This window comes from Arthrobacter sp. UYEF3 (genome assembly GCF_040546245.1).
In the GTDB taxonomy this organism is placed as follows: Bacteria; Actinomycetota; Actinomycetes; order Actinomycetales; family Micrococcaceae; genus Arthrobacter.
The window spans coordinates 32,091-56,763 of record NZ_JBEPNK010000004.1; the positions used below are offsets into that span (position 1 = coordinate 32,091).

24 protein-coding genes and 2 riboswitches are annotated in these 24,673 nt (G+C 67.9%); of the genes, 15 read left to right on the plus strand and 9 right to left on the minus strand.

The genetic code is table 11. The features are described 5' to 3' along the window. Window positions 1-46 precede the first annotated feature (46 nt). The 3 genes from ABIB14_RS03805 to ABIB14_RS03815 all read left to right on the plus strand — a co-directional run bounded on the left by ABIB14_RS03805 (window position 47) and on the right by ABIB14_RS03815 (window position 3,674). Complete coding sequence (locus tag ABIB14_RS03805) at window positions 47-1,261, plus strand: glycine C-acetyltransferase (RefSeq protein ID WP_354234182.1); 1,215 nt, start codon at window positions 47-49, stop codon at window positions 1,259-1,261. Between the two features lie 74 nt (window positions 1,262-1,335). Then, window positions 1,336-2,451: an NAD(P)/FAD-dependent oxidoreductase gene (locus tag ABIB14_RS03810; RefSeq protein ID WP_354234183.1), complete on the plus strand. Its 1,116-nt coding sequence runs from the start codon at window positions 1,336-1,338 to the stop codon at window positions 2,449-2,451. An 11-nt stretch (window positions 2,452-2,462) separates the two neighbouring features. Further along, window positions 2,463-3,674 carry an amidohydrolase family protein gene (locus tag ABIB14_RS03815; RefSeq protein ID WP_354234184.1) on the plus strand — a complete coding sequence of 404 codons (1,212 nt, stop codon included), beginning with the start codon at window positions 2,463-2,465 and terminating at the stop codon, window positions 3,672-3,674. Here the strand turns inward: ABIB14_RS03815 and ABIB14_RS03820 are convergent. Next, complete coding sequence (locus ABIB14_RS03820; RefSeq protein ID WP_354234423.1) at window positions 3,671-4,327, minus strand: histidine phosphatase family protein; 657 nt, start codon at window positions 4,325-4,327, stop codon at window positions 3,671-3,673. The two genes, ABIB14_RS03815 and ABIB14_RS03820, sit on opposite strands and share 4 nt — an antisense overlap. Window positions 4,328-4,407: 80 nt before the next feature. Between ABIB14_RS03820 and ABIB14_RS03825 the strand changes: the two genes are divergently transcribed. Further along, window positions 4,408-5,184 carry a CPBP family intramembrane glutamic endopeptidase gene (locus ABIB14_RS03825; RefSeq protein WP_354234185.1) on the plus strand — a complete coding sequence of 259 codons (777 nt, stop codon included), beginning with the start codon at window positions 4,408-4,410 and terminating at the stop codon, window positions 5,182-5,184. A 110-nt stretch (window positions 5,185-5,294) separates the two neighbouring features. On the opposite strand, the gene ABIB14_RS03830 is transcribed toward ABIB14_RS03825, so the two are convergent. Further along, on the minus strand, window positions 5,295-5,933 hold the full coding sequence (locus ABIB14_RS03830; RefSeq protein ID WP_354234186.1) for a VOC family protein: 639 nt from the start codon (window positions 5,931-5,933) through the stop codon (window positions 5,295-5,297). 205 nt (window positions 5,934-6,138) lie between these two features. Between ABIB14_RS03830 and ABIB14_RS03835 the strand changes: the two genes are divergently transcribed. The 4 genes from ABIB14_RS03835 to ABIB14_RS03850 all read left to right on the plus strand — a co-directional run bounded on the left by ABIB14_RS03835 (window position 6,139) and on the right by ABIB14_RS03850 (window position 10,846). After that, window positions 6,139-6,357, plus strand: coding sequence for a hypothetical protein (locus ABIB14_RS03835; protein WP_354234187.1), 219 nt, complete (start codon window positions 6,139-6,141; stop codon window positions 6,355-6,357). A 57-nt stretch (window positions 6,358-6,414) separates the two neighbouring features. After that, window positions 6,415-6,530: riboswitch (SAM riboswitch) on the plus strand. Window positions 6,531-6,591: 61 nt separating this feature from the next. Continuing rightward, entirely contained in the window at window positions 6,592-7,908 is a 1,317-nt protein-coding gene (locus ABIB14_RS03840; protein ID WP_354234188.1) for a bifunctional o-acetylhomoserine/o-acetylserine sulfhydrylase, read from the plus strand. A 59-nt stretch (window positions 7,909-7,967) separates the two neighbouring features. Beyond that, window positions 7,968-8,083, plus strand: a riboswitch (SAM riboswitch). Window positions 8,084-8,096: 13 nt separating this feature from the next. Continuing rightward, on the plus strand, window positions 8,097-9,299 hold the full coding sequence (gene metX, locus ABIB14_RS03845) for a homoserine O-acetyltransferase MetX (RefSeq protein ID WP_354234189.1): 1,203 nt from the start codon (window positions 8,097-8,099) through the stop codon (window positions 9,297-9,299). 164 nt (window positions 9,300-9,463) lie between these two features. Continuing rightward, window positions 9,464-10,846: an MFS transporter gene (locus ABIB14_RS03850; RefSeq protein WP_354234190.1), complete on the plus strand. Its 1,383-nt coding sequence runs from the start codon at window positions 9,464-9,466 to the stop codon at window positions 10,844-10,846. 118 nt (window positions 10,847-10,964) lie between these two features. Here the strand turns inward: ABIB14_RS03850 and ABIB14_RS03855 are convergent, their stop codons facing one another. Then, on the minus strand, window positions 10,965-11,864 hold the full coding sequence (locus ABIB14_RS03855; RefSeq protein WP_354234425.1) for a LysR family transcriptional regulator: 900 nt from the start codon (window positions 11,862-11,864) through the stop codon (window positions 10,965-10,967). Between the two features lie 163 nt (window positions 11,865-12,027). Here ABIB14_RS03855 and mmsB point away from each other — a divergent pair, with 163 nt between their 5' ends. Both mmsB and ABIB14_RS03865 read left to right on the plus strand, forming a co-directional pair. After that, the gene (gene mmsB, locus ABIB14_RS03860) at window positions 12,028-12,930 is read left to right on the plus strand and encodes a 3-hydroxyisobutyrate dehydrogenase (protein ID WP_354234192.1); all 903 of its coding nucleotides are present in this window, start codon (window positions 12,028-12,030) and stop codon (window positions 12,928-12,930) included. Window positions 12,931-12,958: 28 nt separating this feature from the next. Continuing rightward, a complete protein-coding gene (locus ABIB14_RS03865; RefSeq protein ID WP_354234194.1) occupies window positions 12,959-14,443 on the plus strand; it encodes a CoA-acylating methylmalonate-semialdehyde dehydrogenase in 1,485 nt (494 codons plus the stop codon). Between the two features lie 11 nt (window positions 14,444-14,454). Here ABIB14_RS03865 and ABIB14_RS03870 read toward each other — a convergent pair whose 3' ends face one another. Together ABIB14_RS03870 and ABIB14_RS03875 are read right to left on the minus strand one after the other, a co-directional pair. Further along, entirely contained in the window at window positions 14,455-14,919 is a 465-nt protein-coding gene (locus tag ABIB14_RS03870) for a hypothetical protein (RefSeq protein WP_354234195.1), read from the minus strand. Between the two features lie 79 nt (window positions 14,920-14,998). Next, a complete protein-coding gene (locus ABIB14_RS03875) occupies window positions 14,999-15,796 on the minus strand; it encodes an SGNH/GDSL hydrolase family protein (RefSeq protein WP_354234427.1) in 798 nt (265 codons plus the stop codon). A 148-nt stretch (window positions 15,797-15,944) separates the two neighbouring features. Here ABIB14_RS03875 and ABIB14_RS03880 point away from each other — a divergent pair, with 148 nt between their 5' ends. Next, entirely contained in the window at window positions 15,945-16,607 is a 663-nt protein-coding gene (locus ABIB14_RS03880) for an alpha/beta hydrolase (protein ID WP_354234196.1), read from the plus strand. 48 nt (window positions 16,608-16,655) lie between these two features. Here ABIB14_RS03880 and ABIB14_RS03885 read toward each other — a convergent pair whose 3' ends face one another. After that, window positions 16,656-16,892: an RNA-binding S4 domain-containing protein gene (locus ABIB14_RS03885; RefSeq protein WP_354234197.1), complete on the minus strand. Its 237-nt coding sequence runs from the start codon at window positions 16,890-16,892 to the stop codon at window positions 16,656-16,658. 33 nt (window positions 16,893-16,925) lie between these two features. On the opposite strand from ABIB14_RS03885, the gene ABIB14_RS03890 reads away from it, so the two are divergent. From ABIB14_RS03890 to ABIB14_RS03900, 3 genes are all read left to right on the plus strand, one after another. Beyond that, entirely contained in the window at window positions 16,926-17,903 is a 978-nt protein-coding gene (locus ABIB14_RS03890; RefSeq protein ID WP_354234198.1) for a DMT family transporter, read from the plus strand. Window positions 17,904-18,025: 122 nt separating this feature from the next. Continuing rightward, the gene (locus ABIB14_RS03895; RefSeq protein ID WP_354234199.1) at window positions 18,026-19,411 is read left to right on the plus strand and encodes a glycine--tRNA ligase; all 1,386 of its coding nucleotides are present in this window, start codon (window positions 18,026-18,028) and stop codon (window positions 19,409-19,411) included. 2 nt (window positions 19,412-19,413) lie between these two features. Continuing rightward, window positions 19,414-20,430 (plus strand): GNAT family N-acetyltransferase, encoded by a 1,017-nt coding sequence (locus ABIB14_RS03900; RefSeq protein ID WP_354234200.1) that lies wholly within the window; start codon window positions 19,414-19,416, stop codon window positions 20,428-20,430. A 45-nt stretch (window positions 20,431-20,475) separates the two neighbouring features. On the opposite strand, the gene ABIB14_RS03905 is transcribed toward ABIB14_RS03900, so the two are convergent. From ABIB14_RS03905 to ABIB14_RS03915, 3 genes are read right to left on the minus strand one after another with little or no spacing between them, the layout of a single operon-like run. Beyond that, window positions 20,476-21,333, minus strand: a complete 858-nt coding sequence (locus tag ABIB14_RS03905; RefSeq protein WP_354234428.1) for a lysophospholipid acyltransferase family protein — start codon at window positions 21,331-21,333, stop codon at window positions 20,476-20,478. Between the two features lies 1 nt (window position 21,334). Beyond that, window positions 21,335-22,210 carry a DUF1295 domain-containing protein gene (locus ABIB14_RS03910; RefSeq protein WP_354234201.1) on the minus strand — a complete coding sequence of 292 codons (876 nt, stop codon included), beginning with the start codon at window positions 22,208-22,210 and terminating at the stop codon, window positions 21,335-21,337. After that, window positions 22,210-22,956, minus strand: coding sequence for an alpha/beta hydrolase (locus ABIB14_RS03915; protein WP_354234202.1), 747 nt, complete (start codon window positions 22,954-22,956; stop codon window positions 22,210-22,212). Before ABIB14_RS03915 ends, ABIB14_RS03910 begins: the two co-directional genes overlap by 1 nt. Before the next feature lie 511 nt (window positions 22,957-23,467). Here ABIB14_RS03915 and ABIB14_RS03920 point away from each other — a divergent pair. After that, window positions 23,468-24,640, plus strand: a complete 1,173-nt coding sequence (locus ABIB14_RS03920) for an FAD-binding oxidoreductase (RefSeq protein WP_354234430.1) — start codon at window positions 23,468-23,470, stop codon at window positions 24,638-24,640. The last annotated feature ends 33 nt before the right edge of the window (window positions 24,641-24,673 follow it).

A 24,673-nucleotide genomic window follows, 5' to 3' on the forward strand; every position in this document is an offset into this window, starting at 1 on the left:
TTTCCGGTACCGTACAAAAATTCACCCCAGCTGAGGAGCGCAACCCATGTATTCAGCCATCAAGGACCAGCTGCAGCACGAACTCGACGAGATCCGCGGCGCCGGCCTGTTCAAGACCGAGCGTCACATCGACTCGCCGCAGGCCGGCCATATCCGGGCAGGCCGAATCGGCCAGGGCGCCGCGGACGTGCTGAACTTCTGCGCCAACAACTACCTCGGCCTCGCAGACCACCCCCAGATCGTTGCCGCCGCCAAGGCCGCCATGGACGAGCGTGGCTTCGGCATGGCCAGCGTGCGCTTCATCTGCGGCACCCAGGACCTGCACCTGGCCTTAGAGGCGCGGGTCTCGACGTTCCTCGGCACCGAGGACACCATCCTGTTCTCCAGCTGTTTCGACGCCAACGGCGGCGTCTTCGAATCCCTGTTCGGCCCGGAAGACGCCGTGATCTCCGACGCGCTGAACCACGCCTCGATCATCGACGGGATCCGGCTCTGCAAGGCTCAGCGCTTCCGCTACGCCAATCAGGACATGGCCGACCTCGAATCCCGGTTGATCGAAGCCACCACACAGGAAAACCCGGCCCGTCGCAAGATTATCGTCACCGACGGTGTCTTCTCGATGGACGGCTTCCTGGCCCCGCTCGAAGCGATTTGCGACCTCGCCGAAAAGTACGACGCCCTGGTCATGGTGGACGATTCGCACGCGGTCGGGTTCATGGGCGCCACCGGCGCGGGCACCCCCGAACACGCCGGCGTCCCGGACCGGGTGGACATCTACACCGGCACTTTCGGCAAGGCCCTGGGCGGCGCGTCCGGCGGCTACGTCTCCGGCCGGCGGGAGGTCATCGCCATGCTCCGGCAGAAGGCACGCCCCTACCTGTTCTCAAACTCGCTCGCACCGGCCATCGTAGCGGCCACACTGACGGCCCTGGACCTCGTGGAGTCCTCCGGGGACCTGCGCAGCAAGCTCTTCGCCAACGCCGAACTCTTCCGCCGCCGGATGGGCGAGGAAGGCTTTGAACTGCTCCCCGGCGAGCACGCCATTGTTCCGGTCATGTTCGGCGACGCCGTGATGGCGGCCAAGGTGGCTGACACGATGCTGGTCCACGGCGTCTTCGTCACCGCCTTCAGCTACCCGGTGGTGCCCAGGGGCGCCGCCCGGATCCGCGTCCAGCTCTCCGCCGCGCACAGCGCGGACGACGTCGAGCGCTGCGTCCAGGCGTTTGTCCGCAGCCGGGAGACGCTGGCCGCCTCCGCCTGACCCGGGCCCGGGGCGGCAGGCCGGCCGTCCCGAAACTACTGACGTGAGCTGGTGCCGGGTGCAAGGATGGAGGCATGTCAGCTAAATACGATGTCGTGATCGTCGGCGGCGGCATTGCCGGCCTGTCCCTCGCCTCCGCTCTCGCCGGCAAATGCAGCGTGGCCCTGGTCGAAGCCGAGCAGTCGCTGGGCTACCACACCTCCGCGCGCTCGGCCCGGCAGCTGATCCCCAGCTACGGCCCCCCCGTGGTCCAGGAGCTGACGATGCGCACCCTGGAACTCCTCGGCGCCCACGAGGGCACCCGGCCCGAACCGGTGCTCTCGCCCCGCCGCTTCATGCTGATCGGTGACGAGGACACCGTCCAGCAGCAGGCCAGCGGCTTCATGCGGCCGATCAGCCACGCCGAAGCCCTGGAACTCTGCCCCGCGCTCCAACCGGATGCCTTCACCGCCGCCGGTCTGGATTCCGGGTCCTTTGCCTGCAACGCTTCCCTGCTGCTCGAAGACCACCGGGAGCGGGCCGCCGCGGGCGGCGTGGACATCATCACCGGCGCCAGGGTCCACTCGGCCCAGCGCCTCGGATCCGGCTGGGAGCTCGGCGCCGGGCAGGAGGGGTTCGAGACCGCCGTCGTGGTCAACGCCGCCGGCGCCTGGGCGGACGAGCTCGCGGTGCTCAGCGGCGTCGAGAAGCTCGGACTCCAGCCCTATCGCCGCACCGCGGCGATCGTCGACGTCGCACACCCCCTCCCGCAGGGCTGTCCGATGGTGGCCTCGACCGGCAACTTCTACTTCCGGCCGGACGGGCGGCGGCAGGTGCTGATTTCGCCGTCCGAAACCGTGCCGAGCGGCCCCGAGGACGCCCGGCCGTATCCGGGCGACATCGAGGCGCTGATTGCCCGGCTCAACACCATCACCACGATGGGGATCGGCAGCGTCAGCCGGGCCTGGACCGGGCTCCGTACCGAAGCCGCCGACGGCATCCCTGTGGTGGGGTTCGACGCCGAGGCCACGGGCTTCTTCTGGCTGGCCGGCCAGGGCGGCTACGGTTTCCAGACTTCCTCCGGCATCGCCGAGCTGGCCGCCGGGCTGATACTGGCCGGGCAGGGCTCGCCGGAATCGTTCGAGGCCGGCAATCCGGCATCCCGGACAGCCGCAGCGCTTGCGGCGACCCGGATGTCGATCCGGGGCTGAAGAATGGACCCATGAGCACCCTGATCACCAATATCGCGGAACTGATGACCCAGGACGCGGAACACCGGGTCCTTCGCGCCGCGGCGGTTGTGATCGAGGGCGAACGGATCGAGTGGCTCGGTGCGGCCGCGGAGGCTCCTGCGGCCGACGACGCCGTCGATGCCGGCGGCCGCGCGCTGTTGCCTGGCTGGGTGGATTCCCACACGCACCTGATCTTCGCCGGGGACCGGACCGCGGAGTTCGAGGCCAGGATGGCGGGGGAGGGCTACAGTGCCGGCGGGATCGCCGTCACCACCGGCGCCACCCGGGGCACGAGCGACTTCGACCTCACCCGGCTTGCGCTGGGCCGCGTGGCCGAGGCCGTCGCCCAGGGCACCACCTACCTGGAGACCAAGACCGGCTACGGCCTCGACGTGGACAACGAGGCCCGCAGCGCCCGGATCGCCTCCACCGTCGCGGACGAAGTAACGTACCTGGGTGCGCATCTGGTCCCCGCCGGCATGGACGCCGAGGAGTACACCGACCTGGTCTGCGGACCCATGCTCGCCGCGGTCCGCCCTTACGTGCGCTGGGCTGACGTTTTTTGCGAACGGGGCGCGTTCAACGAGGACCAGTCCCGCCGCGTGCTGCAGGCCTGCCGGGACGCCGGGCTGGGCCTGCGCGTGCATGGCAACCAGCTGGGTGCCGGCCCCGGTGTGCGGCTGGCGGTTGAGTTCGGGGCCGCGAGCGTGGACCACGTGAACTACCTGTCCGGCGCTGACGTCCGGGCCCTCGCGGACAGCTGGTCCGGCTGGGAAGCGGCGGCCGGCGCGGGGGAGCGCGGCACCGTCGCGACCTGCCTGCCCGCCTGCGACCTGTCCACCCGGCAGCCGCTGGCACCCGGCCGGGAACTGCTCGACGCCGGCGTCCAGCTGGCCCTCGCCTCCAACTGCAACCCCGGCACGTCCTACACCAGCTCGATGGCGTTCTGCGTCACCACCGCTGTGCTGCAGATGCGGCTCAGCGTGCACGAAGCCGTCCGCGCGGCGACGTTCGGGGGCGCGCTGGCGCTGGGCCGGGAGACCGGGAACGACGTCGACGGCCAGCGCGCGGTGGGCTCGATCGCCGTCGGACACCGGGCGGACCTGCACCTGCTCAATGCCCCGTCCGCCACCCATCTGGCGTACCGGCCGGGGATGCCGCTGACCCACGCCGTCTGGCGGGCCGGGGTCCGCGCCCGTTAGAACACCATCGGCGGCGCGTTCAGCACGGTCTCGTCCACCCTGCGGTCCTCCCACTGGCTGAACGGCTTGTCGAGTTCGTACTTGCCCTCCGGGGTGCGCAGCAGGGTGCGGATCTCGGCATTTTCCGGGTTGTTCAGCGACTCGAAGTACTCCACCGACCAGTGGAACCAGCGCATGCAGTACAGCCGCATGGTCAGCCCATGCGTCACAAACAAGGTATTGGGCGGATAGTCCGGCCTGGACCAGTGCCGGTACAGCGTCTCCATGAAGGAGGAGATCCGGTCATAGACATCGGAGCCGGACTCGCCTTCGCGGAAACGGTAAAAGAAGTGCCCGTAGGCGTTGCGGAGCTCCTTCTGGTCCTCGATCTCGCCGGCGATCTGGAAGTTCGCCCAGTCCTGTTCGCGCAGCCGCGGCTCCTCGATCACGCGCTCCGTGAGGGACCCCAGCCGGAGTGCCTCCAGGGTCTGATAGGCCCGCAGATAGGGGGAGACGTAGACGCACACCTGCTGGCCGTCCAGTTCGCGCCGAAGCTGCTCGCCGGCGGCGGCGGCCTGTTCGACGCCGACGTCGGTCAGCGGGATCCGGTAGTCGGGCACCCGGTTGTAAATCGAGGTGTCGGCATTGGCGGCGGACTGGCCATGCCGGATCATGAAAATTTTCCCGGGCGCACTCACGTCTTCAGCTTAGGCACTTGCAGTCAACTCCCTGAAACGGCAGGCAAGATAGAAGCATGTTGGTTCCCTCCCGCCGTCGGCTGCGGCTAGAAGTCTGGATTGTCCTGGGACTGTCCCTGGGGCAGTCGGCGGTGTACTCGGTGGTGCAGTTGCTGGACAAGCTGACCAGGGCGCCGCTGGCGCAAGGCACCTCGACGCTGAACCGCTCGCAGAGCAGCCGCGAATACTTTGACCTCACCTACCAGTTGCTGGACATTATCTTTGCCCTCGTCCCTGTGGTGCTGGTGATCTACTTCCTTACCGAACACCGGGTGGCTGGCCGGGCGGACAGCACCGGCACCTCGGCGTTCGGGAAGCTGGGATTCACCTTCGCCCGCCCCGGCAAGGACCTGCTCCAGGGTCTGGGCCTCGCCGCGCTGATCGGGATCCCGTCGCTGGGCCTCTACGCGGCCGGCCGGGCGCTGGGAATTACGACGACGATCATCCCCAGCGCGCTGGACGCCTACTGGTGGACGGTGCCGGTGCTCATCCTCTCCGCGATCCGGCACGGGATCGTGGAGGAAGTAATTGTGGTGGGCTACCTGCTGGACCGGCTCGGCAAGTTCGGCTGGGGCATGCCGCTGGCCATCTTCGCCAGCTCCATGCTGCGCGGCAGCTACCACCTGTACCAGGGCTTCGGGCCCTTCATCGGCAACGCCATCATGGGCGTCATTTTCGCCCTTGTCTACACGAGGACGCGCCGGGTGATGCCGCTGGTGATCGCACACGCACTGCTGGACATCGTCGCCTTCGTCGGTTTCAGCCTCTTCGGGAAAGCGATCGGCCTGGGCTGACCCCGACGGGTTGCCGGGCCGATCTGCACTTTAAAGGGTTTCGGCCGCCAGCGGCGGGTGGCATCATTGGCACCCGCTGTTGGCGGCCGAAGTTTGGTTGGCCGAAGGCGTCAGATGGTGACGGCCCCGGAGGCGGTTTCGAAAGTGACGGACATGATCCCCGGCGTCCCATGCGGGGCCAGCCAGTTGACCGCCACGTCGTCGAGCGGCTTTTCCACCGGTTCGCCCAGCCACTCGGTGACACGCTCGGCTGAGCCCGCGATGGTGAGCTCAGACATTTTGAGGTTGCTCTCATACGCGTGGGACGGGTGCAGCGCAGGATCGCCCTCCCACTTGACCATGAAGGGGACCTGCGGATCCGCGATCAGGCCCAGGATGCCGATCTGCTTCCAGACCAGTTCGCGGCCGTCCGGGAATTTGCGGTTGCCGTCGACAGCCGAACGGCCCAGTCGCTCCTCGAAGGGTGCCAGGTCGCTAACCTCGACGCACCAGCCCATCCAGCCGCCGCCGGCCGCCGAGCGGGCGCGCACGGCCTGGCCGAACGGCGCCTTGTCCGAGGCAGGATGGTTCAGGACCTCCACGACCTCCACGTACTTGTGACCGGCGAGCGGAATAATCATGTTGCGGGTCCCGAACCGGGGGTGTACCCCGCCCTTGACGGCTTCAACACCGAGGGCGGTCGCAATTCGTTTGGTGGTGGCGGCGAGGCCATCCTGTTCACAGGCGTAAGAGACATGATCCATGCGCATGCCCTCATCTTGGCACTTTGTGATGGGGCTCTCAGCTTAGGTGACCCTAACCATTACGGAAGGTCATTCTGGCCGTCTGTACGGGCGCGGCTAGGCGGTCTGTAGCCAGCCGCTGGTACGGATGCCCCGGCGGAGGGATTCCGGCGACGGCTGTCCCGGGCCGCTGTCTCCCGCCGGGTAGATCCGGCAGGCCAGGGCCGGCTTGGTGCTGATCGGAAACAGGTCGTGGCCGCCGATGCTGAAGGTCGGGAATCCGCAGAAGGAATGGGCAGCGGCGTCGGCATCGGTGCTGCGGGGCGCCGTTGCGGGCCGGCTGCTGCTGGCGGTCCTCGCAGCGGATCCGCACGGCCAGAATGACGCCGGAGGCAGCGGTGAGAGCGGCGACGACGGCAATGGCGGGTCAGGCCGGCGCCGACGAGCGTGACTTCATCTTCGTCATAAAGCTATCCAGACGCCAGTGGGCCTTCCTAAACTAGAGCCAGGTCATGAGCGCCAGCATCAAGCCCCGGCTTGCTGGCCGGCAACCCTCCTTGCGCGGTGGGGTGCCCCGGGTGAAGACCTGGCCGTCCGGCGTCCGCCGGAAGGCAAGCGCGGCGCCAGAGCCGTCCGGGCCCAGGAGGCCAGGGCCGGCCTGTGCCCGGACACAGGGAGTTCTCCAATGTCTAACGCCTGGTCATTTGAAACACGCCAGATCCACGCCGGCCAGGAGCCGGACTCAGCCACCGGCGCCCGGGCGCTGCCCATCTACCAGACGACGTCGTTCGTCTTCCCCAGCGCCGAAAGCGCAGCCAACCGCTTCGCGCTCGCCGAACTAGCCCCCATCTACACCCGAATCGGCAACCCCACGCAGGACGCGGTGGAGCAGCGGGTCGCCAGCCTGGAGGGCGGACTCGGAGCCCTCCTGCTGAGCTCCGGCCAGGCCGCCGAAACCCTCGCCATCCTCAACATCGCGGAGGCCGGGGAGCATGTGGTCGCCAGCCCCAGCCTGTACGGCGGCACGTACAACCTGCTGGCGCACACGTTGAAGAAATTCGGCATCTCGGTGACCTTTGTGGCGGACCCGGACAACCTGGAGCAGTGGCGTGATGCCGTGCAGCCGAACACCAAGCTGTTCTTCGGCGAGGTAGTCTCCAACCCGCGCCAGGATGTGCTGGACCTCGAAGGCGTTGCCGGCGTGGCGCACCATGCCGGGGTGCCGCTGATTGTGGACAACACGCTCTCCACCCCGTACCTGATCCGGCCGATCGAGTGGGGCGCCGATATTGTGGTGCACTCGGCCACCAAGTACCTCGGCGGCCATGGCACTGCGATTGGCGGCGTGATCGTGGACTCCGGGAACTTCGACTTCGGCAAGGACCCCGAGCGCTTCCCGGGCTTCAACACCCCGGACCCCACCTATAACGGACTGGTTTACGCCCGGGACCTCGGGGCGGACGGAGCCCTGGGAGCGAATCTTTCCTACATCCTCAAAGCCCGGGTCCAGCTGCTGCGCGACCTCGGCTCGGCCGTCTCGCCGTTCAACGCCTTCCTCATCGCCCAGGGCATCGAGACGCTGAGCCTGCGCGTGGAACGGCACGTCGCCAATGCCATCAAGGTGGCCGAATGGCTGGAGGCCAGGGACGACGTCGAATCCGTCGCCTACGCCGGGCTGCCGTCCAGCCCCTGGTATGAGCGCGGCCGCAAGTACGGCCCGAAGGGCACCGGCGCGGTCGTTTCCTTCACTATTGCCGGCGGAGCGGAGGCCGGCAAGCGCTTCGTCGACGCCCTCGAACTCCACTCCCACGTGGCGAACATCGGTGACGTGCGATCCCTGGTTATCCACCCGGCGTCGACCACGCACAGCCAGCTCTCGCCCGAACAGCAGGCGGTCGCCGGCGTCCACCCCGGCCTGGTCCGGCTCTCGGTGGGACTCGAACACATCGATGACATCATTGCTGATCTTGAGGCCGGGTTCCGGGCGGCCAAAATCGCCTGAGGTCACACAGCCGTCACAATCTTCGCGCCTGCCCCGCCGTCTTTCGTAGAATCGAGGCAGGTCATGAGTGCCAGTGACAGCCCCGGCTTGCTGGCCGGCAACCCTCCTCTTGCGGCGGGGTGCCCCGGGTGAAGACCTGGCCTGCCGGTCAGCTGACGGCGGGCAAGCGCAAAGAATAGGTCCCGCACATGACGATTGCCGCCACCCGCACGGGTGCACCCCACAGCGAAGCAGCGAGCCGCGCAGCCGGCGACAACACAGGCGAAAAGGCAGGCGAAAAAGCGGCCAAAATCGCGGCCCGGTCCGTCCCGGACGGGACCGTGCGGCATCTTCGAATCGGCGCTTTGGCGCTCGAATCCGGTGCCACCCTGCCGGACGCCACCCTCGCCTACGAGACCTGGGGGACCCTCAACGCGGACGCGTCCAACGCGGTTCTGATCGAGCATGCCCTGACCGGAGACACCCACGTCACCCGGGGCGCCGGCGAGGAACCGGGGTGGTGGGAGCAGCTGGCCGGCCCCGGCGCGCCGGTGGACACGGACAGATACTTCGTCGTCTCGATCAACATCCTTGGCGGCTGCTACGGCTCCACCGGGCCCTCGACGCCCGCGCCGGACGGCAGGCCCTGGGGCTCGCGCTTCCCGCTGGTTACGCTCCGGGACAGCACCGACGCCGAAGCCCGGCTCGCCGACGCTCTGGGGATCGGCTGCTGGCACGCCGTACTGGGCGGGTCCCTCGGCGGAGCGCGCGCCCTCGAATGGGCCGTCAGCTACCCGGCACGGGTCCGGCGCTGCGCCGTGATCTCGGTAGGCGCCAGCAGCACCGCCGAGCAGATTGCATTCGCCCAGGCCCAGACCCTGGCCATCCGCCAGGACCCCCACTTTAACGGCGGGGACTATTACGGCGGACCGGAGCCGCATGCCGGTCTGGCCCTGGCACGCCGGATCGCCCACATCACCTACCGCTCCGCCGCCGAGCTGGACGGCCGCTTCGGACGGAACCCGCAGGCGGCCGAGGCTCCGCTTGAGGCCGGATCGCTTGCCGGCCGCGGCCGCTACCAGGTGGAGAGCTACCTGGACCACCAGGGCAACAAACTGGTGCGCCGCTTTGATGCCAACAGCTATATCGCCATCACCGAGGCACTGATGAGCCACGATGTCAGCCGCGGCCGCGGAAGCCTGGAGCAGGCCCTCTCCCGGGCCACCGCGGAGTTTTTCGTGGCTGCCGTGGACTCGGACCGGTTGTACTTCCCGGCCCAGTCCCGAGAACTCGCCGGCGCTCTGCCGGGAGAGGTGCCGGTGCACGTGATCGAGGCTCCGATCGGCCACGACGGCTTCCTGACCGAGATCGGCCAGCTCAGCGATCAGCTGCGCGAGGGCTTCTTCGGATAGCCGGCGGCGCCATCGACTGTGCATTTTTGCAGACGCGCTCTGCGCGAATGGTCGTTGAGCCTGCGCCGATGGCAGTCCATACTCGTTGAGAATAACGCTGTGTGTCACAACTCACACAAGCCTCAGGTTCACGGGGTGTCGACGGAGACATCGAAGGAGTCCCAATGAGTACGGAAAACGCCGCCGCAAGGCGCGCAGAAGAGCCCGACGTCAAAACGTCCGGCCTGAAGAAGGTAGTGGCGGCCTCGATGGCCGGAACGGTGGTCGAGTGGTACGAGTTCTTCCTCTACGCCTCTGCCGCCACCCTGGTGTTCGGCAAGATGTTCTTCCCCAACTCCGGCACGGAACTGGACGGAATCCTAGCCGCCTTCCTGACCTACGCGGTGGGCTTCGTCGCCCGCCCCATCGGCGGCATCGTGTTTGGCCACTTCGGTGACAAATTCGGCCGCAAGCAGCTCTTGCAGCTGAGCATCATCCTCGTCGGCGTCTCCACCTTCCTGATGGGCTGCCTCCCCAGCTTTGCGCAGATCGGCTACTGGGCGCCGGCCCTGCTGGTCTTCCTGCGCTTCGCCCAGGGCTTCGCCGTTGGCGGTGAATGGGGCGGAGCCGTCCTCCTCGTCGCCGAGCACAGCCCCAGCAAGTCCCGCGGCTTCTGGGCCAGCTGGCCGCAGTCTGCCGTCCCGATGGGTAACCTGCTCGCCACCGGCGTGCTGTACATCCTGTCCTCGGTCTTGTCCTCCGCTGACTTCCTGAGCTGGGGCTGGCGGGTCGCCTTCTGGCTGTCCGCCGTCATCGTCCTGATCGGCTACTACATCCGCACCAAGGTCCAGGATGCCCCCATCTTCCTCGAGGCCCGCAAGGAGGTCGAAGCGGGCCAGAAGAGCTACGGCGTTGCCGAGGTCTTCCGCCGCTACCCCCGCGGCGTGTTCACCGCTATGGGCCTGCGGTTCGCGGAAAACATCCTCTACTACCTGGTGGTCACCTTCTCGATCACCTACCTCAAGACGGTCGTCCACGCCGACACGGCCCGCATCCTGCTGCTGCTCCTCGTGGCGCATGCTATCCACTTCGCCGCAGTGCCGATGGTGGGACGGCTCTCGGACCGGCTCGGCCGCCGACCGGTCTACATGGCCGGTGCCGTGCTGGGTGCCACCTGGGGCTTCTTCGCCTTCCCGATGATGGACACCGGAAACGACTTCGCGATCCTCGCCGCCGTCGTCATCGGCCTGCTCTTCCACGCGCTGATGTACGCGGGCCAGCCGGCCATCATGGCCGAGATGTTCCCGACCCGGATGCGCTACTCGGGGGTCTCGCTCGGCTACCAGGTGACCTCGATCGTGGCGGGCTCGCTCGCTCCGATCATCGCCGTCGCGCTGTTGAGCGAGTACAAGTCCTCCGTCCCGGTGGCGATCTACCTGCTGATCGCCTGCGTGGTCACTGCAGTGGCGGTGTTCTTCCTCAAGGAAACCCGGGGCATCTCACTGCACGACGTCGACGCCGCCGACGCCCAGGGCACCGCCGACCTGGTTGCCGCAGGCAAGAGGTAACAGGCAAGAGGTAACAGGCTAGAAGCAAATAGGCTCAACGCAGCAGCCCCTGTCCCGCGCCCTGCGGGGGACAGGGGCTGCTGCTATTTGGGTGCAGTCCTTCGCCCGCGAGGATGGCTCAGCCTGCCAGGACTTCCTGGCGTTCGGCGATCTCGGTGCGGACGGCCGCCACCACGGCCTGCACCGGCGCCGACCGCAGCGACTCCGCCCGGGCCACGGCCCAAACGGGCAGCTGGCGCTGGAAGTCGTCCGGCAGAACAGGCACGAACCCGGGCTTGCCTACCACCATGAAGTTGGGCAGCAGCCCGATCCCGGCGGCGCGGCGGACAGCCTCGAGCTGGGCGAAGATACTGGTGGCCTGGAAGCTGGAGCGCGGCATCGGCAGCTGCGTGGAGCGGTGGCCAAGTTCAGCCACCTGCAGAGCCGACTCCACGTAAGAGACGAAGCCGTGCTGCCGGACGTCGTCGAGCGTCTCCGGCAGCCCGTGCTGGCGCACGTACTGCGGGCTCGCGTAGAGCCGGAGGTAGTAGTTGGACAGGAAGATGGTCTGGGCGTTGCTGACGTCCAGGTTGCCGACCACCACCTCCAGGTCCACCCCGGACCGGTTCTGGCTGACCTTACGGGTGGCGCTGAGCATCTCCACGTTCAGCAGGGGATGTTCCTGCTGCAGCCGGACCAACGCCGGAGTGACGAATTCCGCGCCGAAACCGTCCGGGGTGCTGATCCGGACCAGGCCGGAGAGCGCGTCCTCGGATTGTGCGATCCGGTTCGTGAGCGCGCCGAGGGTGCCCTCGATCGCCTCGGCAGCGGTTACCGCCTGGCTGCCGAGCTCCGTCAGTTCCCACCCGTGCGGGCTCCGCTCGAGGGTGCGGCCGCCCAGTTGCTTGTCCAGCGCCAGGATGCGGCGGGAAATCGTGGTGTGGGTGGTGCCGAGCGTCTCGGCCACCGCGTTGAACCGGCCCAGTCGGGCCACGGTCAGCAGGATCAGCAGGTCATCCGGGCTTGGGAGCCGCCTCAAGTCCACAATGACGCTCCTGATCCTGAGGTTGTGCATCCATGCACATACCATCTGTAGTTTTCCGTCTTGATTGCACTGTAACAGGGTGTGATGCTGGACACGGACGGCAGCATGCGCGGCGCAAGCCACAGAACGCACAGCACAAAGCAAAGGAGCTAATGCCATGGCAGTAATCGCTTGGATCGGACTGGGGAACATGGGCGGGTCCATGTCAGTGAACCTCGCGAAGGCCGGCCATGAGGTCCGCGGCTTCGACCTGAACGCCGAGGCTGTGGCCGCCGCCGAGGCCGGGGGAGTCAAGCCCGCCGGCAGCATCGCCGAGGCAGTGGCGGGAGCCGACGTCGTTTTCACCATGCTTCCGAAGGGCGAGCACGCCCGCGCCGTTTACCTCGGTGCCGACGGTGTCCTGGCGCACGCCGACACGAAAACCCTGCTGGTGGATTCCTCCACGATCGATATTGCCTCGGCCCAGGCCCTGCACGACGCCGCGGCCACGGCGGGCTTCCGCTTTGTCGATGCTCCCGTCTCCGGCGGGATGAGCGGCGCGCTGGCCGCCACGCTGACCTTCATGATCGGCGGTGAGGCCGGCGCCGTCGCCGACGCCACCGAATACATCCGGCCGATGGCCGCCAACATCATCCCCACCGGCGGCGCCACCACCGGGCAGGCCGCCAAGATCTGCAACAACCTGATGCTCTTTATCAATCTCGCCTCCACGGCCGAGGGCGCTGTGCTCGCGGACCGCCTCGGCCTGGACAAACAGGTCTTCTGGGACATCGCCTCGGTCTCCTCCGGCGACAGCTGGGCGCTGCGCACGTGGTACCCGGTGGCCGGCGTCGTGCCCACCGCCGCGTCGAACAATGACTTTGCCCCGACCTTCACCGCAGAGCTGGCCAACAAGGACATCGGCCTGGCCATCAGCGCCGCCCGGGACACCGGAACCCCGCTGGAAATCGGCGAGCACGTCCAGCAGCTCTTCCAGCGGCTCATCGACGGCGGCCAGTCCGGCAAGGACTGCTCCGCGATCGTCCAGCTGGTCGACGGCTCGTTCGAGCCCGCCAACTAGCCCCCACCCTTAAGAAAGAGACCCTCCCATGGAACGCATTCCGCACTTCATCAACGGCGCCCTCATCTCCGACGCCGAGCGCTACGGCCCCGTCTTCAACCCCGCCACCGGAGAGCAGGAAAAGGAAGTCGCCCTTGCCTCCGCAGCCCGGGTCGAGGAAGCCATCGCCGCTGCCCGTGCCGCCTTGCCAGGCTGGCGCGCCACGAGCCTCGCCAAGCGAACCACCATTTTCTTCCGGGTCCGCGAATTGCTCCTCCAGCGCCGGCCCGAACTGGCTGCCGTGTTGACCAGCGAGCACGGCAAGGTCCTCTCCGATGCCGAGGGTGAGATCACCCGCGGCCTGGAGAACATCGAATTCGCCACCGGCCTGTCCCACGCGCTCAAGGGGGAACGCTCCGAGCAGGTATCCGGCGGTGTGGACGTCCACTCCGTCCGCCAGCCGGTCGGCGTCGTCGCCTGCATCACGCCGTTCAACTTCCCGGCCATGGTGCCGCTGTGGATGATTGGCAGCGCTCTGGCCTGCGGCAACACCGTGTTGCTCAAGCCAAGCGAAAAGGACCCGTCCTCGGCACTCTTCATCGCGCAGGTCTTCGCCGAAGCCGGCCTGCCCGCCGGTGTTCTCAACGTGGTGCACGGCGACAAGGAAGCCGTCGACGTGCTGCTTGAACACCCGGATGTGAAGGCCGTCAGCTTTGTCGGCTCGACGCCGATCGCCCAGTCCATTTACAAGCGTGCCGCCGACCAGGGCAAGCGTGTCCAGGCCCTGGGCGGGGCCAAGAACCATATGGTGGTGCTCCCGGACGCGGACCTGAACATGGCCGCCGACGCCGCCGTTTCGGCCGCCTACGGCTCCGCGGGAGAGCGCTGCATGGCCGTCAGCGTCCTGGTCGCCGTGGGAAACATCGCGGACGAACTAGTAGAAGCGATCACAACCCGGATGGCCACGCTCAAGATCGGTCCCGGCACGGACCCGGCCTCCCAGATGGGCCCGCTGATCACCGCCGAGCACCGCGCCAAGGTGGCCTCTTACGTGGCCGGCGCCGCGGACGAAGGCGCTTCCGTGGTGGTGGACGGCCGGGACCAGAAGTTCGACTCCAACGGCTTCTTCATCGGCGTCAGCCTGATCGACCACGTCAAGCCCGGCATGAAGGTCTACGACGACGAGATCTTCGGCCCCGTACTCTCGGTGGTCCGCGTCGAGAGCTACGCCGACGCGGTCAAGCTCGTGAACGACAACGAGTTCGGCAACGGCGTGGCGATCTTCACCCGCGACGGCGGCGCCGCGCGGCAGTTCGAGTTCGACGTCGAAGCCGGCATGGTAGGCGTCAACGTGCCGATCCCGGTGCCGGTAGGGACCTTCTCCTTCGGCGGCTGGAAGAACTCGCTCTTCGGTGACACGCACATGTACGGTCCGGAAAGCATCCGTTTCTACACCCGTGGCAAGGTCGTCACGACCCGCTGGCCGGATCCGTCCACGTCGGTGATCGACCTGGGCTTCCCGCAGGTCGACTAGGGGACGGGGGCTCAGCCCTTCATGATCTCCGCGCGCTGGGCCATGTAATCCTCCATGGCAAGCTCGCCGTTGCTGTACTTCTGGTCCAGCTCGGCGAGCTTGCGCGCGCGGTAACCCTGGGATCCCGACGACGACGGCACCGGCGGAGCGGTAGGAGGACGGGGCTGCGCCGGGGGCTGCTGGTAATGTGCCCGCGGCGCAGCATGCGGCCCGGTTTGCGGCGGGTTGTTCAGGTACTCCGGACTGTCCTCGTAGGGAACCGGGAACTCGTGCTTGGCCGGTGGCTGCGGGGCGCCGAGCTGGCCGAATCCGCCGTAGTAGTCCCGCTGGGTAAAACCGTCCCGCGGCTGGTTGTTCTGCTGGCCGGGGAAGCTGCCGGAACCGTTGCCGTTCTGCCCGCGGTTGCTCGCGTTGTACCGGCGCACCCCGAACATGATGATTGCCGCCAGGATGGCGAGTCCAAAGAAGGAGAACACGGCACCGAACCTTTCAGGAGTGGTCCTTCAGCTTAACGCGCTGGCTGGGCGCGGAGTGCCCCGCCGGGCGTCGGGCCGCTCAGGGCCGCAGGACATCCTCGGCGCCGGGAGGGCCCTCGCCTGAACCGAGCGGCACCCCGGGGCCGAAAACCGGGCCGGCCAGCGGGCGCTTGGCCGTGATGCCGTCGCCGGAGGAGCGGTGCCGGAGCCGGCGGACCACCCACGGGACGAAGTGCTCGCGGGCCCAGATGAGGTCCCCCGTCCGCGCTTCCCGCCAGCTGCGCTGCGGCAGCGGTTTGGGGGACAGGGGCTCCAGGGTGTGCTGCACGTTCAGTGAATCCAGCACCATGGCGGCGATGGTGTGGTGGCCCAGCGGCGAAAAATGCAACCGGTCCGCATCCCACATCTGCGGGTCGTTGAGCTGCCGAAGGGACCACATGTCCGCAATGACCGCGTCGTGCCGGGCCGCCACGGTGCGCAGGTTCTCGTTGTAGATCGCCACCTTGCTGCGGATCCGGCCCAGCACGGTGGACCCGGTATCCGGTCCGTTGAACAAGACCACGGTGGCGCCGCCCAGACTCAGGATCTGCACCACCGAGTCCAGCCGCTCGGCCAGGACGTCGGGGTCACCGCCGGGCCGGATCAGATCGTTCCCGCCCGCTGACAGGGTGACAAGATCCGGCTTCAGGGACAGGCAGTGGGCCAACTGCTGGTCCACGATCTGCTGCAGGAGCCGGCCCCGGACAGCGAGGTTGGCGTAGGCAAAATCGTCGTGCCCCCGGCTCAGTTCCTCCGCCACCCGGTCCGCCCAGCCTCGGTGGCCGCCCGGGCTGGCAGGCTCGGGATCGCCGATGCCTTCCGTGAAGGAGTCGCCCATCGCCACATAGCGTGTCCACGGGTGGTTGACGGTCAGGTCCGGAAAATTCGGTAAGGCTTCGGTTTCGCTCACCTACATATCCTGCGCTCCGGTGCCAAAGCTGCGCCAGCGCCACTTGCGACCCACAGGTAACTGTAAGAATGGAGCCATGACTGAAGCCGCTCCTTTCCCCGCCGCCTTTCCCGCTCCCGTCGTCCAGTGGTCCCGGCCGGAAGAAGCCCGCGCCGGCAGGCCCCTGCTGGTGCTGCTGCACGGCTACGGCGCCAACGAACTAGATCTGTTGAGCCTGGCTGACATGCTGCCCGCGGAGTTCGTTGTGGCCTCGTTGCGTGCCCCGCTCGTCTCCGGTCCGGGCTTCACCTGGTTCCCGCTGACGGCCACCATTGACTATTCGCTCGATGCCGTCAAGCACGCCGCGGCCTACGCACAGGACTGGATCGACTCGGTCCGGGCCAACCACCCGTCGGTGACCCTGCTCGGGTTCTCGATGGGCATGGCGATGGCCACGACGCTGCTGCGGCAGCGGCCGGACGGCTACGCCGCCGTCGTCGGGCTCTCCGGCTTTGCCGTAGACGCCGGCGGCGATCCGGGCTTCCGCGACTCGGAACTGGACGGCACCGTGCCGATGTTCTGGGGTCGGGACCAGCAGGACCCCGTGATCACGCCGGACAAGATCGAGTTCACCATGGGCTGGGTGCGCCAGCACGTTAAGCTCACCAAGGTGCTTTACGCCGGTATGTGGCACGGCATCAACGAACAGGAGATCGGCCACGTGGGTGAATTCCTCAGCCACGAGGTGCTCAGCAAATAATCCGGGACGGCACGACGGCGGCGCCCAATTCCCGCTGGTATGCCGCTGTTAGCCTTCGGCCGGTGTCACGATCCGGACTGTCCGGCCGTTCACGGTGACGGTGTCGCCGTGGTGGAGCTGGCGCCCGCGGCGGTCATCGATCTGGCCGTTGACCTTGACCAGACCGTTCCTGACCAGTTCCGCAGCTTCCACACCGTCCTCGACCAGGCTGGCCAGTTTCAGCAGCTGGCCCAGCCGGATCATGTCGTCGCGGATGGAGATGTCTTCAATTTCCGGGTTGTTCATACCAGCAATAATGCCTGACCAAAGGTGGCATCAATGACTCATTCACCCCGGCTTCCACTGCTTCCCGGCCTTCTCCTTGCCGTTGCGGCGGGACTTTTCGTCCCCGCCCAGGGCCGGATCAACGGCGCCCTGGGAACGGCCCTGGCCGATGGCCTCGCCGCCGCGGTGGTCAGCTTCAGCACCGGCCTGGTCCTGATGGTCGTCGTCTCGCTGCTCCTTCCCAAAGGCCGTGCCGGGCTGGCCGAGGTCCTTCCCACGCTGCGGGAACGCCGGTTCCCACGCTATTACGCGCTCGCCGGCGGCATCGGCGCGTACTTCGTGTTCGCCCAGTCCTTCACCGTGGGGCTGCTCGGCGTCGCCCTGTTCACCGTCGCCGCCATCACGGGGCAAACCCTGAGCGGGCTGCTGGTGGACCGGATGGGGATTGGCCCGGCGGGCAGGAGACCCATCACCGGCATCCGGGTGCTCGGCAGCGTGCTCACCGTCGCCGCCGTCGCCTGGGCCGTGTCGCCGCGCTTCGGCGCCACGGGCGCTTCGGGGGCGGACCCGCTGCATATCCTGGTGCCGGTGCTGCTCCCTGTGCTCGCCGGATTCCTGATGAGCTTTCAGCAGGCCATGAACGGCACGGCCACGGTGCACTACGGCAGCCCCATCACCGCCACGCTGGTGAACTTCATCGCCGGCAGCATCGTGCTCTGGGTCGCCTGGCTGATCAAGCTGGTCGTGGCTGGAACCGGCAATCCGCTTCCCGGTGAGTGGTGGTACTACCTGGGCGGACCGATGGGCTGCGTCTTCATCGGCGTCGCAGCCTTCCTGGTGCGCAGCCTGGGCGTGCTGATCACCGGCCTCGGCATGATCGCCGGGCAGCTGCTGGGATCGCTCGGCCTGGACCTGGCTCTCCCCGCGCCGGGCACGGGCGTGGCGCTGCCCACCGTGCTCGGCACCCTGCTGACGCTGGCCGCCATTGTCCTGGCCAGCCTGCCCTGGCCCAACGGAGCCCTCAAGCGGTAACGGCCCGGGTAGGCTAGGACACTGCATCACACCGTTTGCAACACCCCGCCCGGCAACCAGCCGGTGACCCGGGGCTGACAGCGCGGACCGCACCCAGCGGCCCTGTAGAAATTGGAGTTCCCATGGCAGCAAAATCCGTACTCGACCAGATCATTTCCCTCGCCAAGCGACGGGGATTCGTCTTCCAGGCCGGCGAAATTTACGGTGGCTCCCGTTCTGCCTGGGACTACGGGCCCCTCGGCGCCGAGCTGAAGGAAAACATCAAGCGCCAGTGGTGGCAGTCCGTGGTCCGCGGCCGCGAGGACGTCGTCGGGCTGGACTCCTCTGTGATCCTGCCCCGCCAGGTCTGGGAAGCCTCCGGCCACGTCGAGGTGTTCTCCGACCCGCTGGTGGAATGCCTTTCCTGCCACAAGCGCTATCGCGCGGACCACCTCGAGGAAGAGTTCGAGGAGAAGAAGGGCCGCCCCGCCGAGAACGGCCTCATAGACATCGCCTGCGCCAATTGCGGCACCCGCGGCCAGTGGACCGAGCCGCAGGAATTCTCCGGCCTGCTCAAGACGTACCTGGGCCCGGTCGCCAGCGAAGAGGGCCTGCACTACCTGCGCCCCGAGACGGCGCAGGGCATTTTCGTGAACTTCAACAACGTGCTCACCACCTCCCGGCGGAAGCCCCCCTTCGGCATCGGCCAGATCGGCAAGTCCTTCCGTAACGAGATCACGCCGGGCAACTTCATCTTCCGCACCCGCGAGTTCGAGCAGATGGAGATGGAGTTCTTCGTCGAGCCGGGCACCGACGAACAGTGGCACCAGTACTGGATGAAGGAACGCATGGCCTGGTACACCGGCCTGGGCATTCGCGAGGATAACCTGCGCTTCTTCGAGCACCCGCTGGAAAAGCTCAGCCACTACTCAAAGGGCACCACGGACATCGAATACCGCTTCGGGTTCCAGGGCTCGGAGTGGGGCGAGCTCGAGGGCATCGCCAACCGAACCGACTTTGACCTCGCCACGCACTCGAAGGCCTCCGGCCAGGACCTCAGCTACTTCAACCAAGCCACCAACGAGCGCTACACCCCGTATGTGATCGAGCCCGCGGCCGGCCTCACCCGCTCCTTCATGGCGTTCATGATCGATGCCTACACCGAGGACGAGGCGCCCAACGCCAAGGGCGGCGTCGATGTCCGCACAGTACTCAAGCTCGATCCCCGCCTGGCCCCGGTGAAGGCGGCAGTGCTTCCGCTCAGCCGCAACGAGGACCTGTCCCCGAAGGCCAAGGACCTCGCCGCCCAGCTGCGCAAAAGCTGGAACATCGAGTTCGACGACGCCGGCGCGATCGGCCGCCGCTACCGCCGGCAGGATGAGATCGGTACGCCGTTCTGCATCACGGTGGACTTCGACACGCTGGAGGACCAGGCCGTCACGATCCGCGAACGCGACACCATGAGCCAGGAACGCGTCTCCCTGGACAAGGTGGAGGGCTACCTGGCCGCACGGCTGATCGGCGCCTGAGCATGGCGATTGCATACCGTCAATGGTGCGAGGGCGATGACCTTGCGCTGCTCGAAATGTGGGGCGGTCCGGAGACTGACCAGGCCCGGCAGTTCCGCGGCACCCTGGCGCCCTCGGGCAACGCCCCGTGGCGCCGCTGCATCGTGGCGGAGGACGTCGTCGACGGCGCCGCCATCCCCGTCGCGGCCGGCGTGGTCCACGAGGCCTCACTGCACCCGGAACGCCTCTGGGTCTACGTCGAGGTCGCCCGGGACCACCGCCGCGCCGGCATCGGCTCCACGCTGCTGGCCATGCTCCGGCACGAGGCGGAACACTCGCCGTCGGGAGTGTCCCGCCTCCGGACCAAAGTCGAGCCGGGCACGCCCGGAGCGGCCTTCGCCGAGGCCGCCGGCCTGGCCCCGATCCAGCGCTCCCGCCTCGTCGTCGTCGACCCCGGGGCCCTGAAACTGCCGGTCTTCGGCGACGGCTCCGAAGCCGCGGCCTCGGACCAGGTGGAGGACCTTGCCACCGGTTCGGTGGAGCTCAGCGGCGTCGTGGGCCGGTATTACACGGCCGTGCACGACTGGGACAGCCCCGGCGAGCTCAGTATCGCCGCCGTGCAGCGGCTGTTCCTGGATGAGCTCAGCGGCGCCCACGGCGCGATCGTCCTGCGTGCGCCCAAGGCCAGCGCCTTCGGTGCGGGCGTGCCGGCGAGCAAGAAGGGGCGGCTGCAGGCGTTCGCGGTCAGCTACGCCCAGGGCGGCCCCGAACTGGGCGAACCTGCGGACGGAAGCCGCGGCCACGGCACGAAGGCCGGCCAGCCCTCGGACGTGTTCCTCGGACACGAGCCGGAGCTGTCCGCCGTGGACGCCCGGGCCGCGGTCCGGGACCTGCTGGCGCTGATTGCGTACCAATACCCGGTGCTGCTGGAACTGGACGATTCGATGGCGGCCCTGCGCGCCGTCGTCGAGCCGCTGCTGGCGGCCGGCAAGGCCCGGCAGGCCGGCGCGGACACGCTGGTCGTCTCCGACCCCGCCTAGCTGTGGCACCCAACTGCCGGTCAGATGGGCTTGCGGCGCCCGGACTTATCGGTGCCGGCTGCGCGCGCGGCGCGGGCCCTCGGCCTCATCGAGCCGACGGCGTTCCTCCTCGGTGGGTGCCCCGCCGCCGAGCGCCGCCGGCATCCACCAGGCGCCCGGTGCCGGCTTCAGCGGGTAGTCGGCGATGCCGGCGTCGATTCCGTGCTGGAGGATCTCGCGCAACCGTTCGGTGGCCGTCGGAACGTCGAGCCCCGGGCCGGGGGTAAAGGGCTCGCCGACGTGCACGCGGACCGGAGCCCGCCAGGCGCGGAGCGGGGAGAAGCCGTGGTGCCGGGTCATGATCCGGTGCGCGCCCCAAACCGAAACCGGGATGATGGGGACCCCGGCCTCGGCGGCCATCCGCACGGCGCCGGTTTTGCACTCGCGGACCCGGAAGCTGCGGCTCACCCCGGCCTCGGGCAGGATCGCGATGTATTCGCCCTCGCGCAGTTTTTGCACGGCGGCGTCGTAGGCGTGGGAGCCGCTGCCGTAACTCACGACGACGTGCCCGGCGGCGTTGACGGCCGGCCCGGCGAACCAGTGGTCTGCGGCGCCCTGGGTGATCAGGAAGCGCATCTGGGCCCTGTTGTGCGACCAGAGCAGCAATTCGGCGAAGGCGAAGTCGAGATAGCCGAAATGGGTGATCGCGACGACGGCGCCTGTGCCCGGGGTGGGGCGCCGGGACGATCCGCTTGGGGTGGGGGCCGGTGGGGCGCCGAGCGGAACCGCCGCCGGGAGGTGCTCTTGCCCGGTCACGGTGACCCGGATCTGAAACAACCAGCGCAGTGCTTGGCCGGTCCGGACGATCTGGCGGTAGAAACGGTCGCTGGGCCCGGGCCGCCAGGTGCGTCCGTCGGCCGGCATGTCAGTGTCCGCCGGTGTTTCGGGGATCGGGTTTTTGTTGACCATGGTGGTGCCGGTGCGTCTGTCGACGGCGCGGCGGGCGGGGGATGAAGCCCGAGGTCGATTCGACGTATTCCTTATAGCCGGGCCGGGCTGACATGGCCTTCTCGGTCAGCGGTTTGCCGGTCCTGCCGGCCAGTGTCCAGATCATCAGCGCGGGGGAGAGGACGGTCAGTACCCCGGGCCAGGAGTCCGCGGCGACCAGGAACAGGCCGGCCCAGATGGCGGCGTCCCCGAAGTAGTTCGGGTGCCGGGTGTAGCGCCAGAGCCCGGTGTCCAGGACTGTGCCGCGCCTGGCCGGATCCGCCTTGAACCGGGCCAACTGCCAGTCGCCGACCGTTTCGAAGACGAAGCCGACAATCCACAGCAGAACCCCCAGCAGCGCCAGCCAGCCCAGGGCGCCGGTGCTGAACATGCCGACCTGGATGGTGAGTGAGACGAAGAACATCACGAGGCCCTGCGGCAGGTACACGCGGCGCAGCGCGTAGGTGTTCCGGGAACCGGGGGCCGAGGAGAGCATGTCCACGTAGCGCGGGTCCTCATGGGCCCCGCGGGCGCGGACACCGATGTGCACGGCCAGCCGGACGCCCCAGGCGGCCACGAGGGCCAACAGCAGCAGGCGCCGGCCGGCGTCGCCGTGGCCCGCGGACAGCAGCCACGAGACTGCAGCGGCCACCACGAAGCCCAGGCCCCACACGGTGTCGATGACCGAGTGGCGGCTCTGCCGCACGGCGACGGCGAACGTCACGGCCAGCAGGGCCAGCAGGCCGAGGGCCACCCAAGGCAGGCTGGCCAGAAAGTCTACTAATGGGAAATCACCTAATGGGAAGGCCGGCATCACAGCACCACCGGGAGCCCGGCCGCTGCAGGCAGGACCTGGCGGAGGGTGTCGGTGCCGGGGAGTTCGGTGCCGGCCCTGCTGCCGTAGGCATCGAGGATGAAGCCGTTCGCCAGCGCGTTCCAGAGCCGGACCCGGTGGAACATGAAGTGGCCGGCGCCCGTGAGAGAGATGTAGTCAACGGACGCCGCCACGCCTTCGGCACGCCGCGCGTAGGCCAGAGAGTTTTTGGGGTTGGTCCAGCGGTCCTGGCTGCCGTGCACAATCAGGACCCGGCGTCCGGCGACGGGGTCCACCGGGGTTGCTGCGTTCAGCCACGGGGCCAGTGCGACGACGGCCTCCACCTGCGGGTCATCCGCAACGCACAGCGCCGTCAGGCCGCCCATCGAGTGGCCCAGCAGGTAGACGGGTACGCCGGGGTGCTCGCGGCTGATCTGGGACAATGCCCAGCGGGCGTCCTGGACCGGGGACATATCCGGCCCGTTCCAGCCCCGGTAGCGGTTCCGGAGGGTCCACACGGCCAGGCCGTGCGGGCCGCCCTCGTTTCGCAGCGCCTGGGCGAAGGGAAGCATCCGGGCCGGGCTGAGATGCCGGGAGCGGACCTCCTGAAAGCCGTCGGCGCGTCCGCCATGCAGCACCAGGGCGACGCCGCGCGTCGGACCGGCCGGATCCGCGATGCTTAGCTCCGCCCGGGCGGCAGGGCCGGCCCCGGCGTGCTCCCGGTCGTCTGTCTTGCGTCTGGCCACGTTCGGGTCCTCCACATCGTTCGTTATTTCCAACCTTAGGGCGCTCTGTCTGCAGTTCAAGTGGCCCGCGGGAGCAGGCACGCCAACCGGCGCCCGGTTGACATGCTTACAGAACATTCGGTGCGGTGCCCGGGAAAGATGGGGCCGTTGCCCGGGTAATGCCGCGGACGCGCAAGGCACCTGTCCCGGCCCCCTTGACGGGGCGGGTGCGGAGGAGTATCACTAGTGCTCGTAAACCTCCTGGCGCCATGCCGGCTGGGATCACACCACCGTCCGGGTCGGAAATCGCGACGAAATCGACGGTGCAGAAAATGAACGGAACAGTTTTTGACACCCTGCGGGACCAGATCCGAGGGCAGATCTCCACACCGGGGGACGCCGACTACGACACCGCCCGGGCGGTGCACAACGGCATGATCGACAAGAAACCGGCGGCAGTGGTCAAGGTGTCCCAGGTCGCTGACGTCGTCGCCTGCGTCAATTTTGCCCGGGAAACGCCATTGATCTGGCGATCCGCGGCGGCGGGCACAGCGCCCCGGGATTCGGGACCTGGGACAACGCCCTGGTCATCGATTTTGCCAACACCACCGGCGTCCGGGTGGACCCCGCGAAAAAACGCGCGCGGTCCGAGGCGGGCGCAACGTGGGCCGACTTCAACCATGCCACGCATGCCTTCGGGCTCGCGACCACCGGCGGCATCGTCGGCACCACCGGAGTGGCCGGGCTGACCCTGGGCGGGGGCATTGGATATCTGGACCGGAAATACGGGCTCAGCTGCGACAACCTGCTCTCGGCCGACGTCGTCACCGCGGATGGCAAGTTCCTCACGGCCAGTGCAAGCCACAATGATGATCTTTTCTGGGCGCTGCGCGGCGGCGGGGGGAACTTCGGCGTCGTGACCTCGCTGGAATTCCAGTTGCATCCCGTGGACATGGTCCATGCCGGCATTGTGGTCTACCCGCTTGAGCACGCGGCGACCGTGTCGAAGTTTTACCGGGACTATCTGGCGGAGGCCCCGGAGGAGTTCGGCGCCTTCCTTGCCTTCGCGCTGGGACCGCCGGTGCCGTTCCTGCCGGCTGAGTGGCACGGAAAGCCGGTGTGCGTCGTAGTGGGGATGTGGACCGGGGATCAGGCGGCAGGACCGGCGCGCTGGCAGCCGTTCCTCGACGTCGCGCCGGTGGCCGGTTCCATGGTGGGGCCGATGCCTTACCCGGCCTTGAACCAGGCTTTCGACGCCATGCTGCCCAAGGGCCTCCGCGGCTACTGGAAGGCCGACTTCATGAAGGAGCTCGCCGACGGCGCCATCGATGTCCACATCAGCCACGCGACCTCTATCCCGACCATCCCCACCGCCGTGCACCTTTATCCCATCGACGGCGCGGTGCAGCGGGTCAAGCCGACCGACACGGCCTTCGCCAACCGCGATGTGAAGTTCGCCCCGGTCATTGCCACGTTTTGGGAGGATCCGGCGGACGACGCCGCGAACGTTGCCTGGACCCGCGAATATGCCCAGGCACTGCGCCCGTTCTCGGCTCCCGGCGGCTACATCAACTTCATGGACGGCGATGATCTGCCCCGGGTGGCGGAAAACTACGGGCCCAACTACCAGCGGCTGGGTGAGGTCAAGGCCAAGTACGATCCGCAGAACCTCTTCCATGTGAACCAGAACATCGTGCCGGCCTAACGGCGGGCTCCGAGCGCCTGAGGGCGCAGCACC